The sequence below is a fragment of the Pseudomonas sp. L7 genome (assembly GCF_046605565.1).
Classification (GTDB): Bacteria; Pseudomonadota; Gammaproteobacteria; order Pseudomonadales; family Pseudomonadaceae; genus Aquipseudomonas; species Aquipseudomonas wayambapalatensis.
The window spans coordinates 640,151-662,958 of sequence record NZ_CP176784.1 but is presented as its reverse complement, the minus strand read 5'-3'; the positions used below and the strand labels follow the sequence as shown (position 1 = coordinate 662,958).

General features: G+C 64.3%; 22 protein-coding genes. 6 read left to right on the top strand and 16 right to left on the bottom strand.

The window, feature by feature from the left end; translation table 11 throughout:
* Positions 1 to 26 precede the first annotated feature (26 nt).
* From ACK3BK_RS03170 to ACK3BK_RS03130, 9 genes are all read right to left on the bottom strand, one after another.
* Positions 27 to 1,187: a D-alanyl-D-alanine carboxypeptidase family protein gene (locus ACK3BK_RS03170; RefSeq protein ID WP_186669260.1), complete on the bottom strand. Its 1,161-nt coding sequence runs from the start codon at positions 1,185 to 1,187 to the stop codon at positions 27 to 29.
* Between the two features lie 171 nt (positions 1,188 to 1,358).
* The gene (locus ACK3BK_RS03165) at positions 1,359 to 2,360 is read right to left on the bottom strand and encodes a septal ring lytic transglycosylase RlpA family protein (protein WP_411383712.1); all 1,002 of its coding nucleotides are present in this window, start codon (positions 2,358 to 2,360) and stop codon (positions 1,359 to 1,361) included.
* Positions 2,360 to 3,370, bottom strand: coding sequence for a lytic murein transglycosylase B (gene mltB / locus ACK3BK_RS03160; protein ID WP_186669258.1), 1,011 nt, complete (start codon positions 3,368 to 3,370; stop codon positions 2,360 to 2,362). The genes ACK3BK_RS03165 and mltB overlap by 1 nt, the downstream gene beginning before the upstream one ends.
* A 17-nt stretch (positions 3,371 to 3,387) precedes the next feature.
* Complete coding sequence (gene rodA / locus ACK3BK_RS03155) at positions 3,388 to 4,491, bottom strand: rod shape-determining protein RodA (protein WP_054892858.1); 1,104 nt, start codon at positions 4,489 to 4,491, stop codon at positions 3,388 to 3,390.
* Positions 4,492 to 4,529: 38 nt separating this feature from the next.
* A complete protein-coding gene (gene mrdA / locus ACK3BK_RS03150; RefSeq protein WP_186669257.1) occupies positions 4,530 to 6,425 on the bottom strand; it encodes a penicillin-binding protein 2 in 1,896 nt (631 codons plus the stop codon).
* Between the two features lie 17 nt (positions 6,426 to 6,442).
* Entirely contained in the window at positions 6,443 to 6,910 is a 468-nt protein-coding gene (rlmH, locus tag ACK3BK_RS03145; protein WP_054892809.1) for a 23S rRNA (pseudouridine(1915)-N(3))-methyltransferase RlmH, read from the bottom strand.
* A gap of 9 nt (positions 6,911 to 6,919) precedes the next feature.
* On the bottom strand, positions 6,920 to 7,342 hold the full coding sequence (rsfS, locus tag ACK3BK_RS03140; RefSeq protein ID WP_054892808.1) for a ribosome silencing factor: 423 nt from the start codon (positions 7,340 to 7,342) through the stop codon (positions 6,920 to 6,922).
* A gap of 45 nt (positions 7,343 to 7,387) precedes the next feature.
* On the bottom strand, positions 7,388 to 8,047 hold the full coding sequence (gene nadD, locus ACK3BK_RS03135; protein WP_186669256.1) for a nicotinate-nucleotide adenylyltransferase: 660 nt from the start codon (positions 8,045 to 8,047) through the stop codon (positions 7,388 to 7,390).
* Position 8,048: 1 nt separating this feature from the next.
* Positions 8,049 to 9,314: a glutamate-5-semialdehyde dehydrogenase gene (locus ACK3BK_RS03130; protein ID WP_411383711.1), complete on the bottom strand. Its 1,266-nt coding sequence runs from the start codon at positions 9,312 to 9,314 to the stop codon at positions 8,049 to 8,051.
* A gap of 308 nt (positions 9,315 to 9,622) precedes the next feature.
* Between ACK3BK_RS03130 and ACK3BK_RS03125 the strand changes: the two genes are divergently transcribed.
* On the top strand, positions 9,623 to 10,309 hold the full coding sequence (locus ACK3BK_RS03125; protein ID WP_186669253.1) for a DNA-3-methyladenine glycosylase: 687 nt from the start codon (positions 9,623 to 9,625) through the stop codon (positions 10,307 to 10,309).
* A 4-nt stretch (positions 10,310 to 10,313) separates the two neighbouring features.
* A complete protein-coding gene (locus tag ACK3BK_RS03120) occupies positions 10,314 to 11,630 on the top strand; it encodes a bifunctional DedA family/phosphatase PAP2 family protein (protein ID WP_186669251.1) in 1,317 nt (438 codons plus the stop codon).
* Between the two features lie 44 nt (positions 11,631 to 11,674).
* Here the strand turns inward: ACK3BK_RS03120 and ACK3BK_RS03115 are convergent, their stop codons facing one another.
* Genes ACK3BK_RS03115 through ACK3BK_RS03105 form a run of 3 tightly spaced genes read right to left on the bottom strand, consistent with a single transcriptional unit; the run spans position 11,675 to position 13,350 of the window.
* Positions 11,675 to 12,265, bottom strand: a complete 591-nt coding sequence (locus ACK3BK_RS03115) for an LON peptidase substrate-binding domain-containing protein (protein WP_186710341.1) — start codon at positions 12,263 to 12,265, stop codon at positions 11,675 to 11,677.
* A 9-nt stretch (positions 12,266 to 12,274) separates the two neighbouring features.
* Positions 12,275 to 12,991 (bottom strand): LrgB family protein, encoded by a 717-nt coding sequence (locus ACK3BK_RS03110; protein ID WP_063542592.1) that lies wholly within the window; start codon positions 12,989 to 12,991, stop codon positions 12,275 to 12,277.
* On the bottom strand, positions 12,988 to 13,350 hold the full coding sequence (locus ACK3BK_RS03105) for a CidA/LrgA family protein (RefSeq protein WP_186669247.1): 363 nt from the start codon (positions 13,348 to 13,350) through the stop codon (positions 12,988 to 12,990). Before ACK3BK_RS03105 ends, ACK3BK_RS03110 begins: the two co-directional genes overlap by 4 nt.
* A gap of 148 nt (positions 13,351 to 13,498) precedes the next feature.
* Here ACK3BK_RS03105 and ACK3BK_RS03100 point away from each other — a divergent pair, with 148 nt between their 5' ends.
* The 3 genes from ACK3BK_RS03100 to ACK3BK_RS03090 all read left to right on the top strand — a co-directional run bounded on the left by ACK3BK_RS03100 (position 13,499) and on the right by ACK3BK_RS03090 (position 16,454).
* Positions 13,499 to 13,954 (top strand): MaoC family dehydratase, encoded by a 456-nt coding sequence (locus ACK3BK_RS03100; protein WP_186669245.1) that lies wholly within the window; start codon positions 13,499 to 13,501, stop codon positions 13,952 to 13,954.
* Positions 13,955 to 14,048: 94 nt separating this feature from the next.
* Positions 14,049 to 15,782: a C13 family peptidase gene (locus ACK3BK_RS03095; protein ID WP_186669242.1), complete on the top strand. Its 1,734-nt coding sequence runs from the start codon at positions 14,049 to 14,051 to the stop codon at positions 15,780 to 15,782.
* A gap of 27 nt (positions 15,783 to 15,809) precedes the next feature.
* Positions 15,810 to 16,454, top strand: coding sequence for an oxidoreductase (locus ACK3BK_RS03090; RefSeq protein WP_186669240.1), 645 nt, complete (start codon positions 15,810 to 15,812; stop codon positions 16,452 to 16,454).
* A 108-nt stretch (positions 16,455 to 16,562) separates the two neighbouring features.
* On the opposite strand, the gene ACK3BK_RS03085 is transcribed toward ACK3BK_RS03090, so the two are convergent.
* From ACK3BK_RS03085 to ACK3BK_RS03070, 4 genes are all read right to left on the bottom strand, one after another.
* The gene (locus ACK3BK_RS03085; protein WP_186669238.1) at positions 16,563 to 16,850 is read right to left on the bottom strand and encodes a YceK/YidQ family lipoprotein; all 288 of its coding nucleotides are present in this window, start codon (positions 16,848 to 16,850) and stop codon (positions 16,563 to 16,565) included.
* Positions 16,847 to 17,476, bottom strand: a complete 630-nt coding sequence (gene ubiX / locus ACK3BK_RS03080; RefSeq protein WP_054892796.1) for a flavin prenyltransferase UbiX — start codon at positions 17,474 to 17,476, stop codon at positions 16,847 to 16,849. The genes ACK3BK_RS03085 and ubiX overlap by 4 nt, the downstream gene beginning before the upstream one ends.
* Positions 17,473 to 18,822: a UDP-N-acetylmuramate:L-alanyl-gamma-D-glutamyl-meso-diaminopimelate ligase gene (gene mpl, locus ACK3BK_RS03075; RefSeq protein ID WP_186710329.1), complete on the bottom strand. Its 1,350-nt coding sequence runs from the start codon at positions 18,820 to 18,822 to the stop codon at positions 17,473 to 17,475. The genes ubiX and mpl overlap by 4 nt, the downstream gene beginning before the upstream one ends.
* A 66-nt stretch (positions 18,823 to 18,888) precedes the next feature.
* Positions 18,889 to 20,886, bottom strand: a complete 1,998-nt coding sequence (locus ACK3BK_RS03070) for a sigma-54-dependent Fis family transcriptional regulator (protein WP_411383710.1) — start codon at positions 20,884 to 20,886, stop codon at positions 18,889 to 18,891.
* A gap of 243 nt (positions 20,887 to 21,129) precedes the next feature.
* Here ACK3BK_RS03070 and ACK3BK_RS03065 point away from each other — a divergent pair, with 243 nt between their 5' ends.
* The gene (locus ACK3BK_RS03065) at positions 21,130 to 22,650 is read left to right on the top strand and encodes an aldehyde dehydrogenase family protein (RefSeq protein ID WP_411383709.1); all 1,521 of its coding nucleotides are present in this window, start codon (positions 21,130 to 21,132) and stop codon (positions 22,648 to 22,650) included.
* The last annotated feature ends 158 nt before the right edge of the window (positions 22,651 to 22,808 follow it).

The following is a 22,808-nucleotide window of genomic DNA, read 5'->3' as shown; positions in this document are numbered from 1 at the left end:
TGCACGGGGGCATGGCCGGTCACGTATCAGTTGAACAAACCGTAGAAGAACAGGCGGATGCTATCCCACATACGGCGGAAGAAACCACCTTCCTCGACGCCATCCAGGGCGATCAGGTCGGCGCTGTGCACCACTTTCTCGTCCAGTTTGACTTCCACTTTGCCGATCACGTCACCTTTTGCGATCGGAGCGGTCAGTTGCGGGTTCATGGTCATCGAAGCCTGGAGGCGTTTCAATTGGCCTTTAGGCATGGTCATGGTCAGGTCGTTGGCCAGACCGGCCTTGACTTGACCGGTGGCGCCCTTCCAGACCGGAGCCTGGGTCAGCTCGGTGCCCTTCTGATAGAAGGTCTGGGTTTCGAAGAAGCGGAAACCGTAGGTCAGCAGCTTCTGCGTCTCGGCGGCACGGGCCTGCTCGCTGTTGGTGCCGAACACCACCGCGATCAGACGCTGGCCGTCGCGAACGGCCGACGCCACCATGCAGTAGCCGGCTTCCTCGGTGTGGCCGGTCTTCAGACCGTCGACGGTCTTGTCGCGCCACAGCAGCAGGTTGCGGTTAGGCTGCTTGATGTTGTTCCAGTAGAACTCTTTCTGCGAGTAGATCGCGTAGTGGGCCGGATCTTCGTTGATGATCGCGCGCGCCAGCAGGGCCATGTCGTGGGCCGAGGAATAGTGCTCAGGGTTCGGCAGGCCGGTCGGGTTCATGAAGTGCGAATTGGACATGCCCAGGTCGCCGGCAGTCTTGTTCATCATGTCGGCGAAGGCGTCTTCACTGCCGGCGATGTGCTCGGACAGGGCTACCGAGGCATCGTTGCCCGACTGGATGATGATGCCGTGCAGCAGGTCGCTGACGGTCACCTGGCTGCCGACCTTGATGAACATGCGCGAACCGCCGGTACGCCAGGCGTTCTCGCTGACGGTCACCGGGTCGTTCTCGCCGATCTGGCCACGACGGATGTCGAGAGTGGCGATGTAGGCGGTCATCAGCTTGGTCAGGCTGGCTGGCGGCAGGCGCTCGTCACCGTTGTTCTCGACCAGCACGTTGCCGCTGGACGCATCCATGAGTACATAGGACTTGGCTGCCAACTGCGGAGGTGCTGGCATCATCTGCTCGGCTGCAAAGGCAGCAGGCACGATCATCAGCAGTACGGGCAGGCAAAGTCGTTTGGCAAGGTTGGTGATGTTCATCCGTCTCTCGTAAATCGCTAATGGTCTGATGTTCCGCGGGGATACCACGGCGTTTCAGTCTGCTTCAGGGCTGGCGGACAACCCCATGCCCCAAGGGGCAAAACCGCCATTGTACATGGCCGAACCTGGCAAATCATGAACAAACCGACAGGTCGGCAAGATACTGCGCAGTCAGTCTGCTGTGACCAGCTTGGCCTGCCCCAGGTTCGCCAGGCGAATGCTGTCCTGCGCCTGCTGGATCTCACCCTGGCTGCTGATCGGCCCCAGACGTACCCGGTGCAGCGTTTGCTGGTTGCGCACGATGGAACTGATGAACACCGGAGCACTGACCATGGTGCTCAACTTGGAACGCAACAGCTCGGCCGCGTCCGGGTTGGCGAAGGCGCCCACCTGAAGGAAGCTGCCGCCGCCGTTGCCCGGTACTTTGTTGCCGGCAACCTGCACCGGCACCACGGGTGCCGCGTGCTGCTGCGGCGGCGGGGTCCACTGCTCGATGCGCCCGGTGCTGGCAGGGATCGGCTGCGCCTGGGCGACCTGCGGTTCCTTGAGCATCGATGGCGGCTGCTGGCCCTTCTGCGCCCACCACTGCTGCGGGTCGATACCCTCGACGCGCACATGGGCGGTGCCGATCTCGGCGTAACCGAGCTTCTTCGCCGCGGCATACGACAAGTCGATGATGCGGTCCGAATAGAACGGCCCGCGATCGTTGACCCGCAGGATCACGCTACGGCCGTTGGCCAGGTTGGTTACCCGCACATAGGCCGGCAGCGGCAGGGTCTTGTGCGCCGCGCTCATGCCGTAGAGGTCGTAAAGCTCGCCGTTGGCGGTGTTCTGCCCGTGGAACTTGGTGCCGTACCACGACGCAGTACCCTCGGCGCGATAGTTGCGCGAGTCCTGCATCGGGTAATAAGTCTTGCCAAGCACGGTGTACGGGTTGGCCTTGTAGTTGCCGGTGTGCACGGTCGGGGTGGCGTCGGGAATCTTGTTGACGTCCACGTCCCACCAGGGCGCACCGTCCTTGTGGGCACGGTTGATGTCCAGGCCCGGCTGCGAGCGAACGGTGTTGCCGCCCGCCTGCGAGGTCGGACGGCTGGAAGAACAGCTGACCAGCACCAGGCCGATGGCGGCACAGGTGAGCAGCTTGAAGGTATTGGCTTTGAACAATTCGCGCATTACTTGACGCCCCGTGCCTGGACCAGCTGTTGCGAGAGCTGATGCACCGCCATGGCATACATCACGCTGCGGTTGTAACGCGTGATCGCGTAGAAGTTCTTGAGGCCCATCCAGTATTCGGGGCCATTGTCGCCTTCGAGCCGGAACGCCGTGACCGGCAGATCATCGCGCAGCGCATCATGACTCGACCAGCCCAGCGCTCGCAACTCCCCGACTGTCTTCACAGGCTCGATGCCAGTGGTCAGGCCCTCGTCGACACGCGTACCACTGACCTGCGCCCGGCTGACCACCGGCTGCCCGGCGATCCAGCCGTGGCGCTTGAAATAGCTGGCCACGCTACCGATGGCGTCATCCGGGTTGTTCCAGATGTTGATGTGGCCGTCGCCGTCGAAGTCCACGGCGTAATTGCGGAAACTGCTCGGCATGAACTGCGGCAGGCCCATGGCGCCAGCATAGGAGCCCTTGAGCGTGAGCGGGTCGAGTTGCTCCTCGCGCGCCAGCAGGAGGAACTCACGCAGCTCCTTGCGGAAGAATTCGGCTCGCGGCGGGTAGTCGAAGCCCAGCGTCGACAAGGCATCGATGACACGGTAGTTACCGGTATTGCGGCCAAAGAAGGTTTCCACGCCGATGATCGCGACGATGTACTGGGCCGGCACGCCGTATTCCTGCTCGGCGCGGGCCAGCACGGCTTCGTGCTGGCGCCAGAAGTCCACACCGCGGGCAATGCGCGCATCGGTGATGAACATCGGGCGGTATTCCTTCCACGGCTTGACCCGCTCGGCCGGACGCGAGATCGCGTCGAGGATCGCCTGCTTGCGCTGCACCTCGCGGAACACGGCCATCAGTTGCTCGTCGGCAAAGCCGTAGTCGCGGGTCATTTCGCCAACGAATTCGGCCACCTTGGGCGAGCCGTCATAGTCGCCGGCATTGGCCTGCTGGACAGCGCCGAACAGCCCCATCGCGCCGATCCACGGCATACAACGGGCAGCCCAGCCACGCACTGCTTGCATGAAATTCTTCACCTTTTTCAAACCTGCGCGATCCATTTGCGGTGCGTGTGGATCGACATCAAAACGCCAAACGCTGACAGCAGCGTCACCAACGAAGTTCCGCCATAGCTGATAAAGGGCAACGGCACACCCACCACGGGCAGCAGGCCACTCACCATACCGATGTTGACGAACACATAAACAAAGAAGGTCATCGTCAGGCTGCCGGCCAGCAACTTGCCGAACAGGGTCTGCGCCTGCGCGGTGATGACCAGGCCGCGACCGATCAGCAACAGGTAGATGATCAGCAGCAGGCAGATGCCCACCAGGCCGAATTCCTCACCCAGCACGGCGATGATGAAGTCGGTGTGGCTTTCGGGCAGAAAGTCCAGGTGCGACTGGGTGCCCAGCAGCCAGCCCTTGCCGAACACGCCGCCCGAACCGATCGCGGCCTTGGACTGGATGATGTTCCAGCCAGTACCCAGCGGATCGCTCTCGGGGTCGAGGAAGGTCAGGACCCGCTGCTTCTGATAGTCATGCATCACGAAGAACCACATCGCCACGGCCACCGGTACGGCCGCCGTCACCACGCTGATGATCCAGCGCCAGCGCAGGCCGCCCATGAACAGCACGAACGCACCGGAGGCAAGGATCAACAGCGCCGTGCCAAGGTCGGGTTGTCGGACGATAAGGATGAACGGCACACCGATCAACACCAGGCTGATTGCCACGTGTTTCAGATGGGGCGGCAGGGTGCGCTTGGACAGGTACCAGGCGATGGTCGCCGGCATGATGATCTTCATGAATTCCGAGGGCTGGAAACGAATCACCCCGGGAATGTTGATCCAGCGCGTGGCGCCCATGGCGTTGTGGCCCATCACATCCACCACCACCAGCAACAGCACCCCCGCCACGTAGGCCAGCGGCACCCAGCGCGCCATGAAGCGCGGCTCGAGCTGGGCGATGATGAACATGGACACCAGGCCGATGCCGAAGGAACTGGCCTGCTTCATCAGCAGGTCCCAGTTCTTGCCGCTGGCCGAATAGAGGACGAACAGGCTGCCGGCGGCGAGCGTCAGCAGAATGAGCAGCAGAGGACCGTCGACATGGATGCGCTGCAGGAAGCTGGCGCGCCTGCGCATCACGTCTTCGCTGGAGAGCATGCGATCGAAATTGTTCTTCACGGGGCCGTTTCCTGGGCGACAGTGACAGTGGCAGGGCCAAATTCGGGCTTGAGCCGGCCGTTTTCGTCGAGTAACCAGGCGTCCATGACCTGGCGCACCACGGGGGCGGCGACACCAGAGCCGGACTCGCCGTTCTCGACCATTACCGAGACCACGATCTTCGGATCTTCGGCGGGTGCGAAGGCGACGAACAGCGCGTGGTCGCGGTGACGCTCCTGGAGTTTGTTGCGGTCGTACTTCTCGCCCTGCTTGATCGCCACCACCTGTGCGGTACCGCTCTTGCCGGCGATACGATATTGCGAGCCGAGCGCGGCCTTGCGCGCCGTGCCGCGCGCGCCGTGCATCACCTGCTCCATGCCATGGGTGACCCGGGCCCAGTCGTTCTTGTCGCGCAGCACGATGTCTTCCACCGGGTTCTCATCCACCGGCTGCTTGCCCTCGATGGTCTTGGCCAGGTGCGGACGGTTCCACTTGCCCTTGTTCGCGATCAGTGCGGTGGCCTGGGCCAGTTGCAGGGGCGTTGCCTGCATGTAGCCCTGGCCAATGCCCAGAATCAGCGTTTCACCGGGGAACCAGGCCTGGCGGCGGGTGGCGCGCTTCCATTCACGCGAAGGCATCAGCCCGGGCGACTCTTCGAACATGTCCAGCGAGACTTTCTGGCCGATGCCGAACTTGTTCATGTAGGCCGACAGCCGATCAATCCCCATCTTGTGCGCAAGATCGTAGAAATAGGTGTCGTTAGAACGCATGATCGCCACATCCAGATCCACCCAGCCATCGCCGGTGCGGTTCCAGTTGCGGTACTTGTGGTCATAGTTGGGCAGTTGGTAATAGCCCGGGTCGAACACCCGACTGCTGGCATTGACCACACCGCTGTCCAGGCCGGCGATGGCCACTGCCGGCTTGATGGTCGAGCCCGGAGGATACAGGCCGCGCAGCACGCGGTTGAACAACGGGCGATCGATCGAATCGCGCAGCTCGGCATAGGCCTTGAAGCTGATGCCGGTGACGAACAGGTTGGGATCGAAGCTCGGCTGGCTGACCATCGCCAGCACTTCGCCGGTGCGCGGGTCGAGGGCGACGATCGCCCCACGGCGGCCTGCCAGCGCCTCTTCGGCGGCCTCCTGCAGCTTGATGTCCAGGCTCAGGACAATATCCTTGCCAGGAATCGGATCGGTGCGCTTGAGCACCCGCAAGACACGGCCGCGAGCGTTGGTCTCGACTTCCTCGTAGCCAACCTGGCCATGCAGGTCGTCCTCGTAGAAACGCTCGATGCCGGTCTTGCCGATATGGTGGGTGCCGCTGTAGTTCACCGGATCGAGGGACTTGAGTTCCTTCTCGTTGATCCGCCCGACATAGCCCACCGAATGAGCGAAATGCGCACCTTGTGGGTAATGCCGCACCAGTTGCGCCGCCACCTCCACCCCGGGAAGACGGAACTGGTTCACGGCGACGCGGGCGATCTGCTCCTCGTTCAGTTCGAACAGGATCGGCACCGGCTCGAATGGCCGACGCCCCTGCTTCATGCGGCGCTCGAACAAGGCACGATCATCTTCGCTCAGCTCGAGCACCTCGATGATGGTGTCCAGCACCTCCTGCCACTTACCCGCGCGTTCGCGGGTCATGGTCAGGCTGAAACTGGGGCGGTTGTCGGCGACGATCACACCGTTGCGATCGAAGATCAGACCACGGGTCGGCGGAATCGGCTGCACATGCACCCGGTTGTTCTCCGACAGCGTCGAGTGGTAGTCGTACTGGATGATCTGCAGGTAATACAGGCGCGCGATCAGCACGGACACGAGCAGCATGATCGCCACCGCGCCGACCACGACGCGGTTGCGCACCAGGCGTGCGTCTTTCTCGTGGTCCTTGAGGCGGATCTGCTGCGGCATCGGACAGGCTTACGAAGTCATTTGTGGTAAGGGTGCCCGGACAACACGGTCCAGGCGCGGTAGATCTGTTCACCGATGAGTATCCTCACCAACGGGTGCGGCAGGGTCAGCGGCGACAGCGACCAGCGCTGTTCGGCACGGGCGCAGACTTCCGGCGCCAGCCCTTCCGGGCCGCCCACCATCAGGTTGACCGTACGCGCATCCAGGCGCCAGCGATCCAGCTCGGTCGCCAGTTGCTCGGTGCTCCACGGCTTGCCATGGACTTCGAGCGTGACGATCCGTTCACCGGGCTGGACCTTGGCCAGCATCGCCTCGCCTTCCTGACGGATCAGGCGGGCAACGTCGGCGTTCTTGCCACGGGTGTTCAGCGGGATTTCAACCAGCTCCAGCGACAGCTCGGCGGGGAGGCGCTTGGCGTACTCGTGCCAGCCTTCCTCGACCCACTTCGGCATACGCGAGCCGACCGCGATCAGACGCAGACGCACGGCGGTTCCTTATTCCCGATCCTTGAGCTTGTCGGTGAAGTAGTCACTGGCGTTTTCCGGGCTGTGGTGCTTGGCATCAGCAGCACGGCTCTGCTCGGCGCCCAGCCACAGACGCTCCAGGTCGTAGAACTGACGGGCAGCGGCGGTCATCATGTGCACGATGACGTCGTTCAGGTCCAGCAGCACCCAGTCGCTGTCGCCCTTGCCTTCTTCGCCCAGCGGCTGCGCGCCCTTGGCCTTGACGGCCTCACGGACCTTTTCCAGCATCGCGTTGATCTGGCGGTTGGAGGTACCGGTGGCAATGATCATGTAGTCGGTGAGGCTGTGCTTGTCGCGCACGTCGATGACCTGGATGTCCTGGGCCTTGACGTCTTCCAGCGCGGCCTTGGTCAGTTCGACCAGTTCTTCGCCATTGATTTTCTGCTTGGTCATATAAAACTCGTTCAACTCGTTGTAATGAGGCGCCCTGCAGCGCCCTCAGTTGGACACACGGTACAGACCGTGCGCCTCGATGTAGGCCAGTACTGCGTCCGGCACCAGGAACCGAACCGACTTGCCGCTGGCCAGCAGCTGCCGGATCTGTGTGGCGGACACCGCAAGCGGCGTCTGCCAGACGAACGAAATGTTCCCCGCCGGGCCGGACATGGCGGTGGGATCGCTCTGCGAGCGCGCAGCCAGAAGGTTGCGCAGCTCGTCGGGGGGTTCGACATCGGCATCCGGGCGCTGCAGCACCAGGATGTGACAATGTTGCAGCAGCTCTTCCCAGCGGTGCCAGCCCGGGAGACCACAGAAGGCATCCCAGCCCAGCACCAGGTAGAGCTGGTCGTGCGTGTTCAGTTCGCTGCGGATCGACTCCAGGGTGTCGATGGTGTACGACGGTTTGTCGCGCGCCAGCTCCCGGGCATCCACGCTCAAGCCCTCGACCCCTTGTACCGCGCTACGCACCATGGCCAGCCGGTCGGTGGCGGCCACCTGCGGGGTGTCGCGGTGCGGCGGTCGGGCGTTGGGCAGCAGGCGCAACTCGTCCAACCCCATGAACTCGGCCACTTCCAGCGCGCTGCGCAGGTGGCCGATGTGCACCGGGTCGAATGTGCCGCCAAGAATGCCGATACGCCGGACTGCCGGGGCCTTGCTCAACTCAGCAGGACCCGCGCAACTGACCGTCGCCGATCACCACGTACTTCTCACAAGTCAGCCCTTCCAGGCCGACCGGACCGCGGGCGTGCAGCTTATCGGTGGAAATCCCGATCTCCGCACCCAGGCCATACTCGAAGCCATCGGCAAAGCAGGTCGGGGTGTTGAGCATGACCGACGCCGAATCGACCTCGGCCATGAAGCGCCGGGCGTTACCCTGGTGCTCGGTGGCGATCGAGTCGGTGTGGTGCGAGCCATAGTGATTGATGTGCTCGATGGCCGGATCCAGGCCATCGACGATGCGGATCGACAGGATCGCATCCAGGTACTCGGTGTGCCAGTCGTCCTCGGTGGCCGGCTTGGCGGCGATGATCGCCCGGGTGCGCTCGCAGCCACGCACCTCGACACCCTTCTCTTCGAAGCGGCGGGCCATGTCCGGCAGGAACGCCTGGGCCACGCTGGCGTCGACCAGCAGCGTCTCCATGGCGCCACAGATGCCATAGCGGTAGGTCTTGGCGTTGAAGGCGATGCGCGCGGCCTTTTCCAGGTCGGCGTGGGCATCGACATAAACGTGACAGATGCCGTCCAGGTGCTTGATCACCGGCACGCGCGCATCGCGGCTGATACGTTCGATCAGGCCACGGCCACCACGCGGGACGATGACATCGACGAACTCCGGCATGCTGATCAGCGCACCGACGGCTTCGCGGTCGGTGGTTTCGACCACCTGTACCACGGCTGGTGGCAGCCCGGCTTCGGCCAGGCCGCGCTGGATGCAGGTGGCGATGGCGCGATTGGAGTGGATGGCTTCCGAGCCGCCCCGCAGGATGGTCGCGTTGCCGGACTTCAGGCACAGGCTGGCAGCGTCGATGGTCACGTTCGGGCGAGACTCGTAGATGATGCCGATCACACCGAGCGGTACGCGCATCTTGCCAACCTGGATGCCCGACGGACGGTAGCTCATGTCGCGGATCGCACCGACCGGGTCCGGCAGCGCAGCCACCTGGCGCAGGCCGGTGATCATGCCATCGATGCGCGCCGGGGTGAGGGCCAGACGGTCCAGCAGTGCTGGCTCCAGGCCATTGGCACGGCCTGCGGCGAGGTCCTGTTCGTTGGCTGCGGTCAGCTCGGCGCGGGCAGCGTCGAGCGCGTCGGCAGCGGCCTGCAGGGCGCGATTCTTCTGCGCAGTGCTGGCGCGGCCGATCACCCGCGAGGCCTCACGGGCGGCGCGACCCAGGCGGGTCATGTAGTCAAGAACGGACTCGGTCATGGGTTCGGTGTCTTGGCGAAGGGGAAATCGGCTGATTATAACTGCCGCGCTCGGGTACGCCCAGCGGCGGGTGGCGGATGGTAGAAGATGGCAGCGGAAATATGTAGGAAAGATGTAACTGAGGGTATCGGAATTGACCCACTTCGGCGTCGACCTTTTCGCGGGCAAGCCCGCTCCTACCGGGAGTGGCGTAGCCTGGGGCGACGCGGACTAAACCCTGGGAAGATCAACCCGGTTACAACCTGGTTCAGCCTCGATTAAGCCTTTCATTGCTATCATCCCCGCCTTCGCCACCACGAACCGCCAACATGCCCGTCCCCTGCCCGGCCCGCGCCCTGCCCGACCGCTTTTTCGACCGCGATGCCCAGACCCTCGCCCGCGAGTTGCTCGGCAAGGTCATCCGCCACCGCCACGGCGATCTGTGGCTGGCCGCCCGCATCATCGAGACCGAAGCCTACTACCTCACCGACAAGGGCAGCCACGCCTCGCTCGGCTATACGGAAAAGCGCAAGGCGCTGTTCCTCGACGGCGGGCACATCTACATGTACTACGCCCGCGGCGGCGACTCGTTGAACTTCAGCGCCCACGGGCCGGGCAACGCGGTGTTGATCAAGTCGGCCTACCCCTGGGTCGACGCCCTCTCCGATGACAACAGCCTGGCGCAGATGCAGTTGAACAACCCGGACGCCAACGGCAACCTGCGCCCGGCAGAGCGCCTGTGCGCCGGCCAGACCCTGCTGTGCCGCGCCCTGGGCCTGAAGGTGCCGGACTGGGACGCCCGCCGTTTCGACCCGCAGGGGCTCTATGTCGAAGATTGCGCAATCAATGTGCCACGCGTGATCCAGACCACCCGCCTGGGCATCCCCCACGGCCGCGACGAGCACCTGCCGTACCGCTTCGTGGACGCCGAATTCGCCCGTTTCTGCACCCGGAACCCGCTACGCCGGGGCCAGGTCGAAGGACGGGATTTCTTCATTCTGGAACAAGGAAACTGACACCATGAGCCAATGGCTCGACAGCCTGACCGGCTGGCTCAGCGCCAACCCGCAGTGGCTTGGCCTGGCCATCTTCCTGATTGCCTGCATCGAGTGCCTGGCCATCGCCGGCATCATCGTGCCCGGCACGGTGCTGCTGTTCGCTGTAGCGGTGCTGGCCGGCAGCGGCACCTTCAGCCTGGGCGAGACGCTGCTGCTGGGCTTTCTCGGCGGCATGCTCGGTGACGCCATGTCGTACGCCATCGGCAAGTACTTCCACCAGAACATCCGGCGCCTGCCGCTGCTGCGCCACCACCCCGAATGGATCGGCAGCGCCGAAACCTACTTCCAGCGCTACGGTATCGCCAGCCTGCTGATAGGCCGCTTCATCGGCCCGCTGCGGCCGATGCTGCCGATGGTTGCTGGCATGTTCGACATGCCATTGCCGCGCTTCATCGCCGTCAGCCTGGTGGCCGGTGCTGGCTGGTCGGTGGCCTACCTGCTGCCTGGCTGGGCCACCGGTGCCGCCATGCGCCTGCCGCTGCCGGAAGGCTTCTGGCTGGATGCGGGGATCGTCGCCGGTGGCTTGGCGGTGCTGGTGGCCCTGAGCTTCAACGCCAGCATCCGCGACCAGCGCCACGGCACCCGCCTGATCGCCGGCCTGAGCCTGGTAGCACTGGCGGGCGTATTTCTCGGCTGGCCCTACTTGCACGAGTTCGACCAGGGCGTGATGACCCTCGTCCAGGAGCATCGCAGCAAGGCGTTCGACAGCGCCGTGGTCATCGTCACCCGCCTGGGCGACTTCAAGACCCAGTTCTTCCTCGGCGGCCTGCTGACCGGGCTCCTGCTCCTGGCGCGGCAATGGCGCCATGCACTGTTCGCCGGGGGCGCACTGATCGGCACCGCGCTGTGCAACGGCTCGCTGAAATGGCTGTTCGCCCGGGCGCGCCCGGAAGTGCTGGCCGATCCACTGACCAGCTACAGCATGCCCAGCGGGCATAGCTCGGCATCCTTTGCGTTCTTCCTGGTACTGGCGGTGCTGGCCGGTCGCGGCCAGCCGCCGCGCATGCGCCTGACCTGGGTGCTGCTGGGGGTGCTGCCAGCGCTGTCGATCGCGCTGTCACGGGTGTACCTGGGTGTGCACTGGCCCACCGACATCCTGGCCGGGGCCTTGCTGGCGTGCTGCGTGTGTGCGGCCAGTCTGACGCTGGTGCAGTATCGCGAGCCACTGAGGGCAATGCCGCAGAAGGTATGGTGGCTGATCTTGCCAGCGTGTATCGCGCTGCTGGCGTTCTTCGCCATGCACTCGTTGCCCAAGGCATTGCTGCGCTATCAGTATTGAAGTGATGCGCGGGTTGCCGGCCCTGACGCTGGCAACCCGCAACTTCAGGCGAACAACTCGCCCTGAATCCGCTCCAGCAGCGCCTGGATCGCCTCCAGCCGCTGCGCCGGCGAGTCGATCGCCAGCAGATCGATCTTGTCTTCTTCCATGAACGGCAGCAGGTACGCCAGTTGGTTGGCCAGCGACTGGCGCCCGTCCACCTCGCGCGGCATGTCCAGCGCCTCGACCATCGGGTGCTCGCCCAGCGCGACCAGCAGCGCCAGCAGGTCATCATCCTGCTCGCCCAGCGGGCTGTCGCTCAGCTCGGCCAGCCACTGCACCTCGCCGACCATCAACTGATCCTTGAGCACATCGGTCTGCTCCACCCTGAAGCGCCGCACACCTTCGACGCGGATGCCCAGCAGGCCGTTGTCCTGCTGCACGAAGTCGCGGATCAACGCCTCGCAGCCGAACGCAGCGATGCCTGCCGGCGCCTTGCCGACCTGCTCGCCTTCGAGAATGCACACCACCCCGAAACCTTCGCCCTGCTTCATGCAGCGGCCGATCATGTCCAGGTAACGCGCCTCGAAGATCTGCAAGTCCAGCAGGCAGCCGGGGAACAGCACGGTATTGAGGGGGAACAGCGGTAACGTCATCTCGACTCCTCAAGCCACCAGACTGACTGCCAGCGGCAGGAACACCGCCGTGGCCACGCCCATCAGGCTCATCGCCAGTGCGGCGAAAGCGCCGCATTCATCACTTTCCTGCAAGGCCGCCGAGGTGCCCACCGCGTGTGCGGTGACGCCCAGGGCCATACCCCGCGCCTCGGGGCTGAGCACACCACAGCGCGTCAGCAGGGCCGGGCCGAAGATGGCGCCGATCACCCCGGTGATCAGCACGAATACCGCCGCCAATGCCGCTACGCCACCGATCTGCTCGGCCACCAGCATGGCGATGGGCGAGGTCACCGACTTGGGCGCCATGGTCATCAGGATCATGTGTTCGGCGCCGAACCACCAGCCCAGCGTCACGCAGGCCAAGGTGGCGAACACTCCCCCGATTACCAGCGTAGTAAAGATCGGCCAGAACAGTTGGCGGATACGCCGCAGGTTGAGATAGAGCGGGACCGCCAGGGCCACAGTGGCCGGTCCGAGGAGAATATTGAGGATTTCGGTGCTGCGCTTGTACTCGCTGTAGTCGATGCCACACGCCAGCAGCACACCGATCAGGACCAGCATCGACACCAACACCGGTTGCAGGAAGATCCAACGGGTGCGCTCGTAGCCGGCAAGTACCAGTTGGTAAACCCCAAGCGTGATACCAATCCCGAACAACGGGTGGTGAATGACGGCTTGCAATGCACCCTGCCAGTCGAGGCTCATGGCTGTTCCTCGTGCTTGCCGTGGCGATGGATCAGCTTCTGCATCAGTACGCCGACGAACACCAGGGTGACCAGGCAGGAGATCACCAGCGCACCGGCAATAGCCCAGAAGTCGGCGGCGATGTCGCGGGCATAGACCATCACGCCGACGGCTGGCGGCACCAGCAGCAACGGCAGGTAACGCAGCAGGCTGCTGGCGGCCTCGTTGAGCGGTTTGCCAACTTCGCCGCGGATCATCAGGCAGGCCAGCAGCAACAGCAAGCCGATGATCGGGCCCGGCAACATGGGCAGTACCAGGTGATTGATCGCCGTGCCCAGCAACTGGAACATCACCAGCCAGGTCAATCCACGCAACAGCATAAGCATCTCCTTGGGGCATCGGGCGCCATTATAAGCACGCGTCCTGCCTGTATAAGGCGATATTCGCCGAAAAGGGAAGAACTTGACCGCAACGGTGCGCCGTGGTGATCTTGTACCTTCGTACCAAAAGACAACCTGGAGAGTCGCGATGCCCTATGTACCTGTTGCAGAGCTTTCGCAGTACGTTGGAAAGGAACTGGGACGTTCCGAATGGCTGAAGATCGATCAGCAGCGCATCAACCTGTTCGCCGAGGCCACCGGCGATTTCCAGTTCATCCATGTCGATCAGGAGAAAGCCGCCAAGACCCCCTTCGGCTCCACCATCGCCCACGGCTTCCTCAGCCTGTCGCTGATTCCCAAGCTGATGGAAGACATCCTCGTGCTGCCCGAGGGCTTGAAGATGGTGGTCAACTACGGGCTGGACAGCGTGCGCTTCATCCAGCCGGTGAAAGTCGACAGCCGCGTGCGCCTGAAGGTGGACCTCACCGACGCCACCGAGAAGAAGCCCGGCCAGTGGCTGCTCAAGGCCACCGTGACCCTCGAGATCGAAGGCCAGGAAAAACCGGCCTACATCGCCGAGCCACTGTCGCTCTGCTTCGTCTGAGGCAGCACCGGGGCCGTTCGGCGGCCCCGGCCACGGCTGTCTCACGCTCCGATTCTGCGGCATACTCGGCGCACCTTTGTGCCCGGATTACGCCATGCGCCCGCTGCTGCCCCTGACCCTGATCCTGCTGCTCGCTGCCTGCGGCGAAGGCGAACCGCTGTCGCCGCCGGACGCGCGCCTGCCCGACGGCGGGCGCTACCGGGGCGAAGTGGTCAATGGCCTGCTGCAGGGCGAAGGCCGCATCGACTACCCCAACGGCAGTTGGTATGCGGGCACGTTCAAGGACGGTCAGTGGCACGGCCAGGGCGAGTGGCACGGCAGCAACGGCGAGGTCTATCGCGGCCAATTCGTCGCTGGGCTGTTCGAAGGCCTGGGCGACCTGACCACCCCCGGCAGCCACTACGCCGGCACCTTCAAGCATGGCCGGCGCGACGGCGAAGGCACCCTCAAGCAGCACGACCAGACCTACCGCGGCCAGTTCAAGGACGACCAGTACGACGGCGCCGGTCAGCTCGAGCTGGCTGACGGCAGCCGCTACCAAGGCCTGTTCGCCAAGGGCAAGCCCAATGGCGCCGGAGTGCGCAGCGATGCCAGCGGCAACCAGTTCAGCGGCCATTTCATCGACGGCCAGCTCGAAGGTGCCGGCACCTACGACAGCGTCGAAGGCGAGCAGTACATCGGTGAATTCAAGGAAAACCGCCTCGAAGGCCGCGGCCGCTACGAGAACGCCGACGGCGACGTGTGGATCGGCGACTTCAAGGATGGCGCGCTCAGCGGCCAGGGCGAGCTGCTGGGCAGCGATGGCAGCCGCTACAAGGGCGGCTTCCAGGACTGGCGCTTCTCTGGCCAGGGTCATCTGCACCTGGCCGACGGCAGCCAGTACATTGGCGGTTTCGACAACGATGCCTACCAGGGCAGCGGCCGGCTGATCCAGGCCGATGGCCGTGTCGAGGCCGGCCAGTGGATCAACGGCGTGCGCGTGCGCGACGACAAGGGCACGCTGCTGCCCGACCCGCTGGACCTGGCCCTGCTCAACCAGGGCAAGCTGCTCGACGAGGCCCTGGCCAAGGTGCCACGCTCGGCCCCACCCATCCAGCTGTACAGCCTGGTGCTGGCCGGCGATGGCCAGCAGAGCGTGTTCCTGCGCGAAGCCGACTATGTCAGCAACATGCTCAGAGTGCGCTTCGGCGCCCGTGGCCAGGTGACCCTGGTCAATCACCGCGACCATCTGGCCGACCGGCCAATGGCCACCCGCGAGAACCTCACCCGTGCCGCCCGCACTCTGGCCGAACGCAGCGGCCCGGAAGATATCGTGTTCGTCTACCTGACCAGCCACGGCAGCCATGACCACCAACTGGTGCTCGACCAGCCGCGCCTGCAACTGGCCGACCTGTCTGCCGACGAACTGGCCAACGCCCTCGCCCCGCTGAAAGATCGCGACAAGGTGATTGTCATCTCCGCCTGCTATTCAGGTGGCTACATCGCCCCGCTCAAGGATGATCGCACGCTGATCATGACTGCAGCGCGCCCTGACCGGGTCTCGTTCGGCTGCTCCGAAGAAGCCGACTTCACCTATTTCGGCGATGCCCTGTTCGCCCAGGCACTGAATCAGACCGACGATCTGAAACAAGCGTTTGAACTGGCGCGCAACAGCGTTGCCGAACGGGAACGAAGGGAAGGTTTCGAAGCCTCCGAGCCGCAGATCTGGGCACCACCGCAGGTGCTCGCGCACTGGCAGCGCCTGCGCCGGCAACAAGCCGAGGAGGCCTTGAAAAACAAGGCCCAGCCAGCCGCGCCGGAGCAGGCAAAAAAGCCTGGAACCCGCTAAGCTGAGCTGTAACAAGGGAGAGACATCATGTACTTGACGCCTCAGCATGTCCTGCTTGCCGGAGCCACGGGTCTTACGGGTGAACACCTGCTCGACCGCCTGCTCAACGAACCCACCATCAGCCGTGTGCTGGCGCCTACCCGCAGGCCGCTGGCCAAGCATCCGCACCTGGAAAACCCAGTGGGTGACCCGGCGATGTTTCTCCCGCAACTGGCCGGGCGCGTCGATATCGCCTTCTGCTGCCTGGGCACCACGCTCAAGCAGGCCGGTTCGGAAACCGCCTTCCGTGCAGTGGACCTGGACATGGTCGTGGCCTTCAGCAAGCGCGCCCGCGAGATGGGCGCACGCCATCTGCTGGTGATCAGCGCGCTCGGTGCAGACCCCAAATCATCGATCTTCTACAACCGGGTCAAGGGCGAGATGGAAGAGGCGCTCAAGGCTCAGGACTGGCCGCAACTGACCATCGTGCGACCATCGCTGCTGCTGGGTGAGCGGCTCGAGCCACGGCTGGCCGAGCAACTGGCCGGGCCTTTCGCAAGGCTGATTCCCGGGAAGTACCGCGGCATCGAGGCCTGCACCCTGGCCCGGGCACTGTGGCGGCTGGCGTTGGAGGAAGAGGACGGAATTCGGGTGGTCGAGTCCGACGAGTTGCGCAAGCTGGGCAAGAAATAGCAATACCTTCAGAGGCCTCTTCGCGGGTAAACCCGCTCCCACCAGGACCGCACAGAATTCAAAGACGGTGCGGTCCCTGTGGGAGCGGGTTTACCCGCGAAAGGGCCGTTACAGGCCGCCGCGGGCGTTGAACCCCACCCCGACCGCCGTCAGCAACGACAGCGGCAACAGTACAGTATCCAGCAACATGCTCCCAGGCAGATCCAACCGTGGATATGCCGGCGCATCCGCGCCGAAATGATCCCGCGGGCAGCACCCACCATTGATCACATACAGGTCCAGGCGAGTGCCGGCATACACCACCGGCGCCCCAGGCTGGTTGGCGTCCAGCGTTCGTACTGTCGCGCAACCACCCAGGCTGCCCAGCAGCAGCAAGCCTGCCAGCGCGCGCTTCAATCATCGACCCCGTAATGATGCTCGCCCCAGCGCGGCAACATGTCCTGGGGTATGTTCAGCAGGTTGAGCACCCGTGCGACAACGAAGTCCACCAGGTCATCGATGGTCTGCGGCTGGTGATAGAAGCCCGGCGCTGCCGGCAGGATCACCGCGCCCATCTGCGAAAGCTTGAGCATGTTCTCCAGGTGAATGGTGGAGAACGGCGCTTCACGCGGCACCAGGATCAGCTGGCGGCGCTCCTTGAGCGTGACGTCCGCTGCCCGTTCGATCAAATTGTTGCAGGCACCGGTGGCGATTGCCGACAGCGTGCCAGTCGAACAGGGCACCACCACCATCGCCGCAGGTGCGCCGGAGCCCGAAGCCACCGGCGACATCCAGTCTTCTTTGCCATACACGCGAATCTGCCCGTCGGCAGCGCCGGTGTATTCGGTCAGAAAGGCCTGCATCGCCTGCGGCTTGGGCGGCAGCACCACGTCGGTTTCGGTGGACATCACCAGCTGCGCAGCCTTGGAGATGAGGAAGTGCACCTCGCGGTCCTCGCGCACCAGGCAATCGAGCAGGCGCAGCCCGTACTGCGCCCCGGAAGCACCGGTCATCGCCAGGGTGATGCGCTCCGGGCCGCTCACTTCAGGGCCTCGGCCAGCTTGCCGTGCAGGCCACCGAAGCCGCCATTGCTCATGATCACCACATGGGTGCCCGGACGTGCCTGGCCCTTGATCCGCTCGATGATCGCCTCGAGGCTGTCGGCCACCACGCTCGGCACCGAGCACTGCGCTGCCGTGGCGGCCAGGTCCCAGCCCAGGTTGGCCGGGGCGTACCAGATCACCTGGTCGGCATCGTTGACACTCTCCGGCAGGCCATCGCGGTGTGCGCCCAGTTTCATGGAGTTGGAGCGCGGTTCGATCACCGCAATCACCGGCGCCTCGCCCACACGCTTGCGCAGGCCGTCGAGGGTGGTGGCGATGGCGGTCGGGTGGTGGGCGAAATCGTCGTAGATGGTCACACCCTGCACCTCGGCGACCTTCTCCATGCGCCGCTTGACGCTCTTGAACGCGCTGAGGCCGTCGATGCCCATGGCCGGCACCACGCCGACATGGCGCGCCGCCGCGAGCGTGGCCAGGGCATTGGCGACGTTGTGCTGACCGGTCAGGGCCCAGTCCACCACGCCCTGCACCTCACCGTCGAACAGCACTTCGAAGCGCGAACCGTCCGGACTGAGCAGGCGCGCCTGCCACTGGCCACCTTCGCCGGTGGTTTGCACCGGGGTCCAGCAGCCCATGCCGATGACCCGCTCGAGCGCCTGTTCGGTGGTCGGGTGGATGACCAGGCCTTCGCTCGGAATGGTACGGACCAAATGGTGGAACTGCCGCTCGATGGACGCCAGATCCGGGAAGATATCCGCATGATCGAACTCAAGATTATTGAGGATCGCGGTACGCGGATGGTAATGCACGAACTTCGAACGTTTATCGAAGAAGGCGCTGTCGTATTCGTCGGCCTCGACCACGAAGAACGGCGTGCCGCCCAGGCGCGCCGAGACCGAGAAGTTCTGCGGCACGCCGCCGATCAGGAAGCCCGGGCTCATGCCCGCATGCTCCAGCACCCAGGCCAGCATGCTGCTGGTGGTGGTCTTGCCATGGGTGCCGGCCACTGCCAGCACCCAGCGGCCCTGCAGCACGTGGTCGGCCAGCCACTGCGGGCCGGAGACATAGGGCAGGCCCTTGTTCAGCACGTATTCCACGGCAGGGTTGCCACGCGACATGGCGTTGCCGATGACCACAAGGTCAGGAGCCGGCTCCAGCTGGGCCGGATCGTAGCCTTGGGTGAGCTCGATGCCCTGAGCCTCGAGCTGAGTGCTCATCGGCGGATAGACGTTGGCGTCGGAACCGGTGACGCGATGGCCGAGCTCCTTGGCGAGCACCGCCAGCGAACCCATGAAAGTGCCGCAAATACCGAGAATGTGAATGTGCATGGTCGACCTCGCAAAACATCGAGGCAGGGTAGCCCAGGGCGAGGGAAATCGCACCCGCTGTTTCGCTCAACCGGCCCTGGCGATACCGTGTTTGCGCAGTTTTCGATACAAGGTATTGCGGCTGATGCCCAGGTGTTCGGCGACACGGGTCATGTGCCAGTGTTTTGCCTCCAGCACGTCCAGCAGCGCCTGGCGTTCTGCACCCTGCAATACATCGACGCCCACCGATCTCTCAGGCGTGACACCGGACCTGTGGGAGCGGGCTTGCCCGCGAAGAGGCCCGACCTGACAAGGCAAGGCGAGGGCGTTGCCCTCGTTCGCGGGCAAGCCCGCTCCCACAGAGCTCGCGCGAGTCCTGACAACAGAGGGAAGGTCCGGGAACCGGATCAGGGAGCCCTCGCACAAGGCGACTAGCGTGCGCAGCATATTGCGCATCTGTCGCACGTTCCCCGGCCAGGCGAAGTCCAGCAGCGCCTGGCGCGCCTCGGGAGCCAACTGCACCACCTGCCCTTGCCCCTCCTGGCGCAACAGGAAGTCCAGCAACGCCCCCCTGTCACTGCGCTCGCGCACCGCCGGCAGCGCCACCTCCATGCCATTGAGCCGGTAGTACAGGTCCTCACGGAAACTGCCCTGCTCCACCCGCTCCAGCAAGTCGCGGTGCGTGGCACTAACGATACGCACATCCACCGCCTGCGGCTCACCGCCAATCGGCACCACCTGGCGCTCTTCCAGCACCCGCAGCAGGCGGGTCTGCAAAGCCAGCGGCATGTCGCCGATCTCGTCCAGCAACAAGGTACCGCCATCGGCTTGCAGCAGCTTGCCACGCATCCCTTCCTTGCGCGCCCCGGTGAAGCTGCCACCGCGATAGCCGAACAGCTCGCTCTCGATCAGGCTCTCGGGGATCGACGCACAGTTCACCGCCACGAACGGCTTGCCACGGCGCTGGCTGGCCTGATGCACGGCCAGGGCGAAGGCCTCTTTACCGCAGCCGGTTTCGCCGCGCAGCAGCAGCGGCACATCGCGTTCGAACACGCGCACGGCACGCTGGAAATCGTGTTGCAAGGCCGGGTCCAGCAAGCAGATGCCAGGCTGCGCAGCGGGAATGCCCCGGGGCAGGCTGGCCGGTACGGTCCATTGCGGCGCCCTCGCCTGCCCGCGCAGGCTGGCAAACACCTGGCGGCCATCGCGGGTGCGCAACGGCCAGACCGTACTGCCGACTGGCGTGGCACGGCTGAATAGCTCGTCATGACTGCAGGCGAAGAACATCTCCAGCGGCTTGCCCAGCACAGCGCCACGAATGGTGCTCAACAGGTTCAGAGCACTCTGGTTGGCGGCGCAGATGCGGCCATCGCCATCGAACGCCAGCAACCCTTCGCTGAACTGACCGACCGACTCGGCTTGCACATGAAAGCGCAGCAACCATTGCTGCTCGAAATGACGCAGGAAATAACAGCTCTCGATCATCTTCGCCGAGAGGTTGACCAGCGCCATGGTGTGAAACTGGCTCTGGCGCGACAGGTCCGGCCGCGCCGAGGACACATCGAGCACTGCCAGCAGCTCGCCGTGCGGGTCGAACACCGGGCTCGCCGAGCAGGTCAGGCCGGTGTGCCGACCACGAAAATGCTCGTCCTGGTGAATGGTCAGGGCCTGACGTTCGACCAGGCACGTACCGATGCCATTGGTACCCTCGCGGGCCTCGCTCCAGTCCGCGCCCAGCCACAGCCCGGCACGCTCGAAGCTGCGCCGCTCGGTGGGCGAGGTGACACAATTGAGGATCACGCCGCGGGCATCGGTGAGCAACACCGCATGGCCGGCGCCGGACAGCTGCTGGTGCAGGCTGTTCATTTCATGGTCAGCGATCTTCAGCACCTTGCGCAGGCGCTCGCGACTCTCCAGCAGACGACCGTGCTCGAGCACTACCGGTGCCTCGAGCACAGACGGGTCAAGGTGATAGTCGTCCAGGCAGCGCAGCCAGGAGCGTGCAATGGAAGGGTCGCTGCCAGCTTCGCCACGGGCAACGGTATGCACTTGCTGGGCATGGCGGCTGAATGCGTTGCTCTGCATTTGTTGTTGTTCTCCGCAGATAGAGATTTCAGCCAGCATCCTCCGCAGCGACCGCCCGGTCAAGCACGTACCGCAAACGGTACAAAGTGTCACCCTGGCCGTGCCAGCACTGGCACACACACCCAGCGAAGCCGCCCTGCGCGTGACCCAAGTCATTGATTTGGCTAGGGCCCACCACGCTGGCCCGACCTTTGCTCTACGCTTTTCAACTCCCCAACAAACACAATAGCCAGGAGACACACCATGCGTTACGCACATCCCGGTACCGAGGGCGCCAAGGTCTCGTTCAAGAGCCGCTACGGCAACTACATCGGCGGCGAGTTCGTAGCTCCGGTCAAAGGGCAATACTTCGAGAACACCTCGCCGGTGAATGGCAAGCTGATCGCCGAATTCCCCCGCTCCACTGCCGAAGACATCGACAAGGCCCTGGATGCCGCCCACGCCGCCGCCGACGCCTGGGGCCGCACAAGCGTGCAGGACCGCTCCAACGTCCTGCTGAAGATCGCCGACCGCATCGAGCAGAACCTCGAAGTGCTGGCCATCACCGAAACCTGGGACAACGGCAAGCCAATCCGCGAGACCCTCAACGCCGACATCCCGCTGGCGGTCGACCACTTCCGCTATTTCGCCGGCTGCATCCGCGCCCAGGAAGGCGGCGCCGCCGAAATCAACGAAAACACGGTCGCCTACCACATCCACGAACCGCTGGGCGTGGTCGGCCAGATCATCCCTTGGAACTTCCCGCTGCTGATGGCCGCCTGGAAACTCGCACCGGCCCTGGCCGCCGGCAACTGCGTGGTGCTCAAGCCCGCCGAGCAGACCCCGCTGGGCATCACCGTACTGCTCGAGCTGATCGGCGACCTGCTGCCCAAGGGCGTGCTCAACGTGGTCCAGGGCTACGGCCGCGAGGCCGGTGAAGCGCTGGCCACCAGCAAGCGCATCGCCAAGATCGCCTTCACAGGCTCCACCCCGGTGGGCTCGCACATCATGAAGTGCGCCGCCGAGAACATCATCCCATCCACCGTGGAACTGGGCGGCAAGTCGCCGAACGTCTACTTCGAAGACATCATGCAGGCCGAGCCGACCTTCCTCGAGAAAGCGGCCGAAGGCATGGTGCTGGCCTTCTTCAACCAGGGCGAGGTGTGCACCTGCCCGTCCCGCGCCCTGGTGCAGGAATCGATCTACCCGCAGTTCATGGAAGTGGTGATGAAGAAGGTGCTGCAGATCAAGCGCGGCGACCCGCTGGACACCGACACCATGGTCGGCGCGCAGGCCTCGCAGCAGCAGTTCGAGAAGATCCAGTCCTACCTCAAGATTGCCCAGGAAGAAGGCGCCGAGCTGCTGACCGGCGGCAAAGTGGAGCAGCTCGAAGGCTCGCTGGCCACCGGCTATTACATCCAGCCGACCCTGCTCAAGGGCAACAACAAGATGCGTGTGTTCCAGGAGGAAATCTTCGGCCCGGTGGTCAGCGTCACCACCTTCAAGGATGAGGCCGAAGCCCTGGCGATCGCCAACGACACCGAGTTCGGCCTGGGTGCCGGCGTCTGGACCCGCGACATCAACCGCGCCTACCGCATGGGCCGTGGCATCAAGGCCGGTCGCGTGTGGACCAACTGCTACCACCTGTATCCGGCGCATGCCGCGTTCGGTGGCTACAAGAAGTCCGGCGTCGGTCGTGAAACCCACAAGATGATGCTCGACCACTACCAGCAGACCAAGAACCTGCTGGTGAGCTACGACATCAACCCGCTGGGCTTCTTCTAAAACAGTGCGTTGGGGCTGCTGCGCAGCCCATCGCAGGGCAAGCCCGCTCCTACAGAAATTGCGCAATCTGTGTGTAGGAGCGGGCTTGCCCCGCGATGGGCCGCAAAGCGGCCCCAACCGCTCTGGCTCGCTTCCTGCAACACAAATCACCAAGGCCC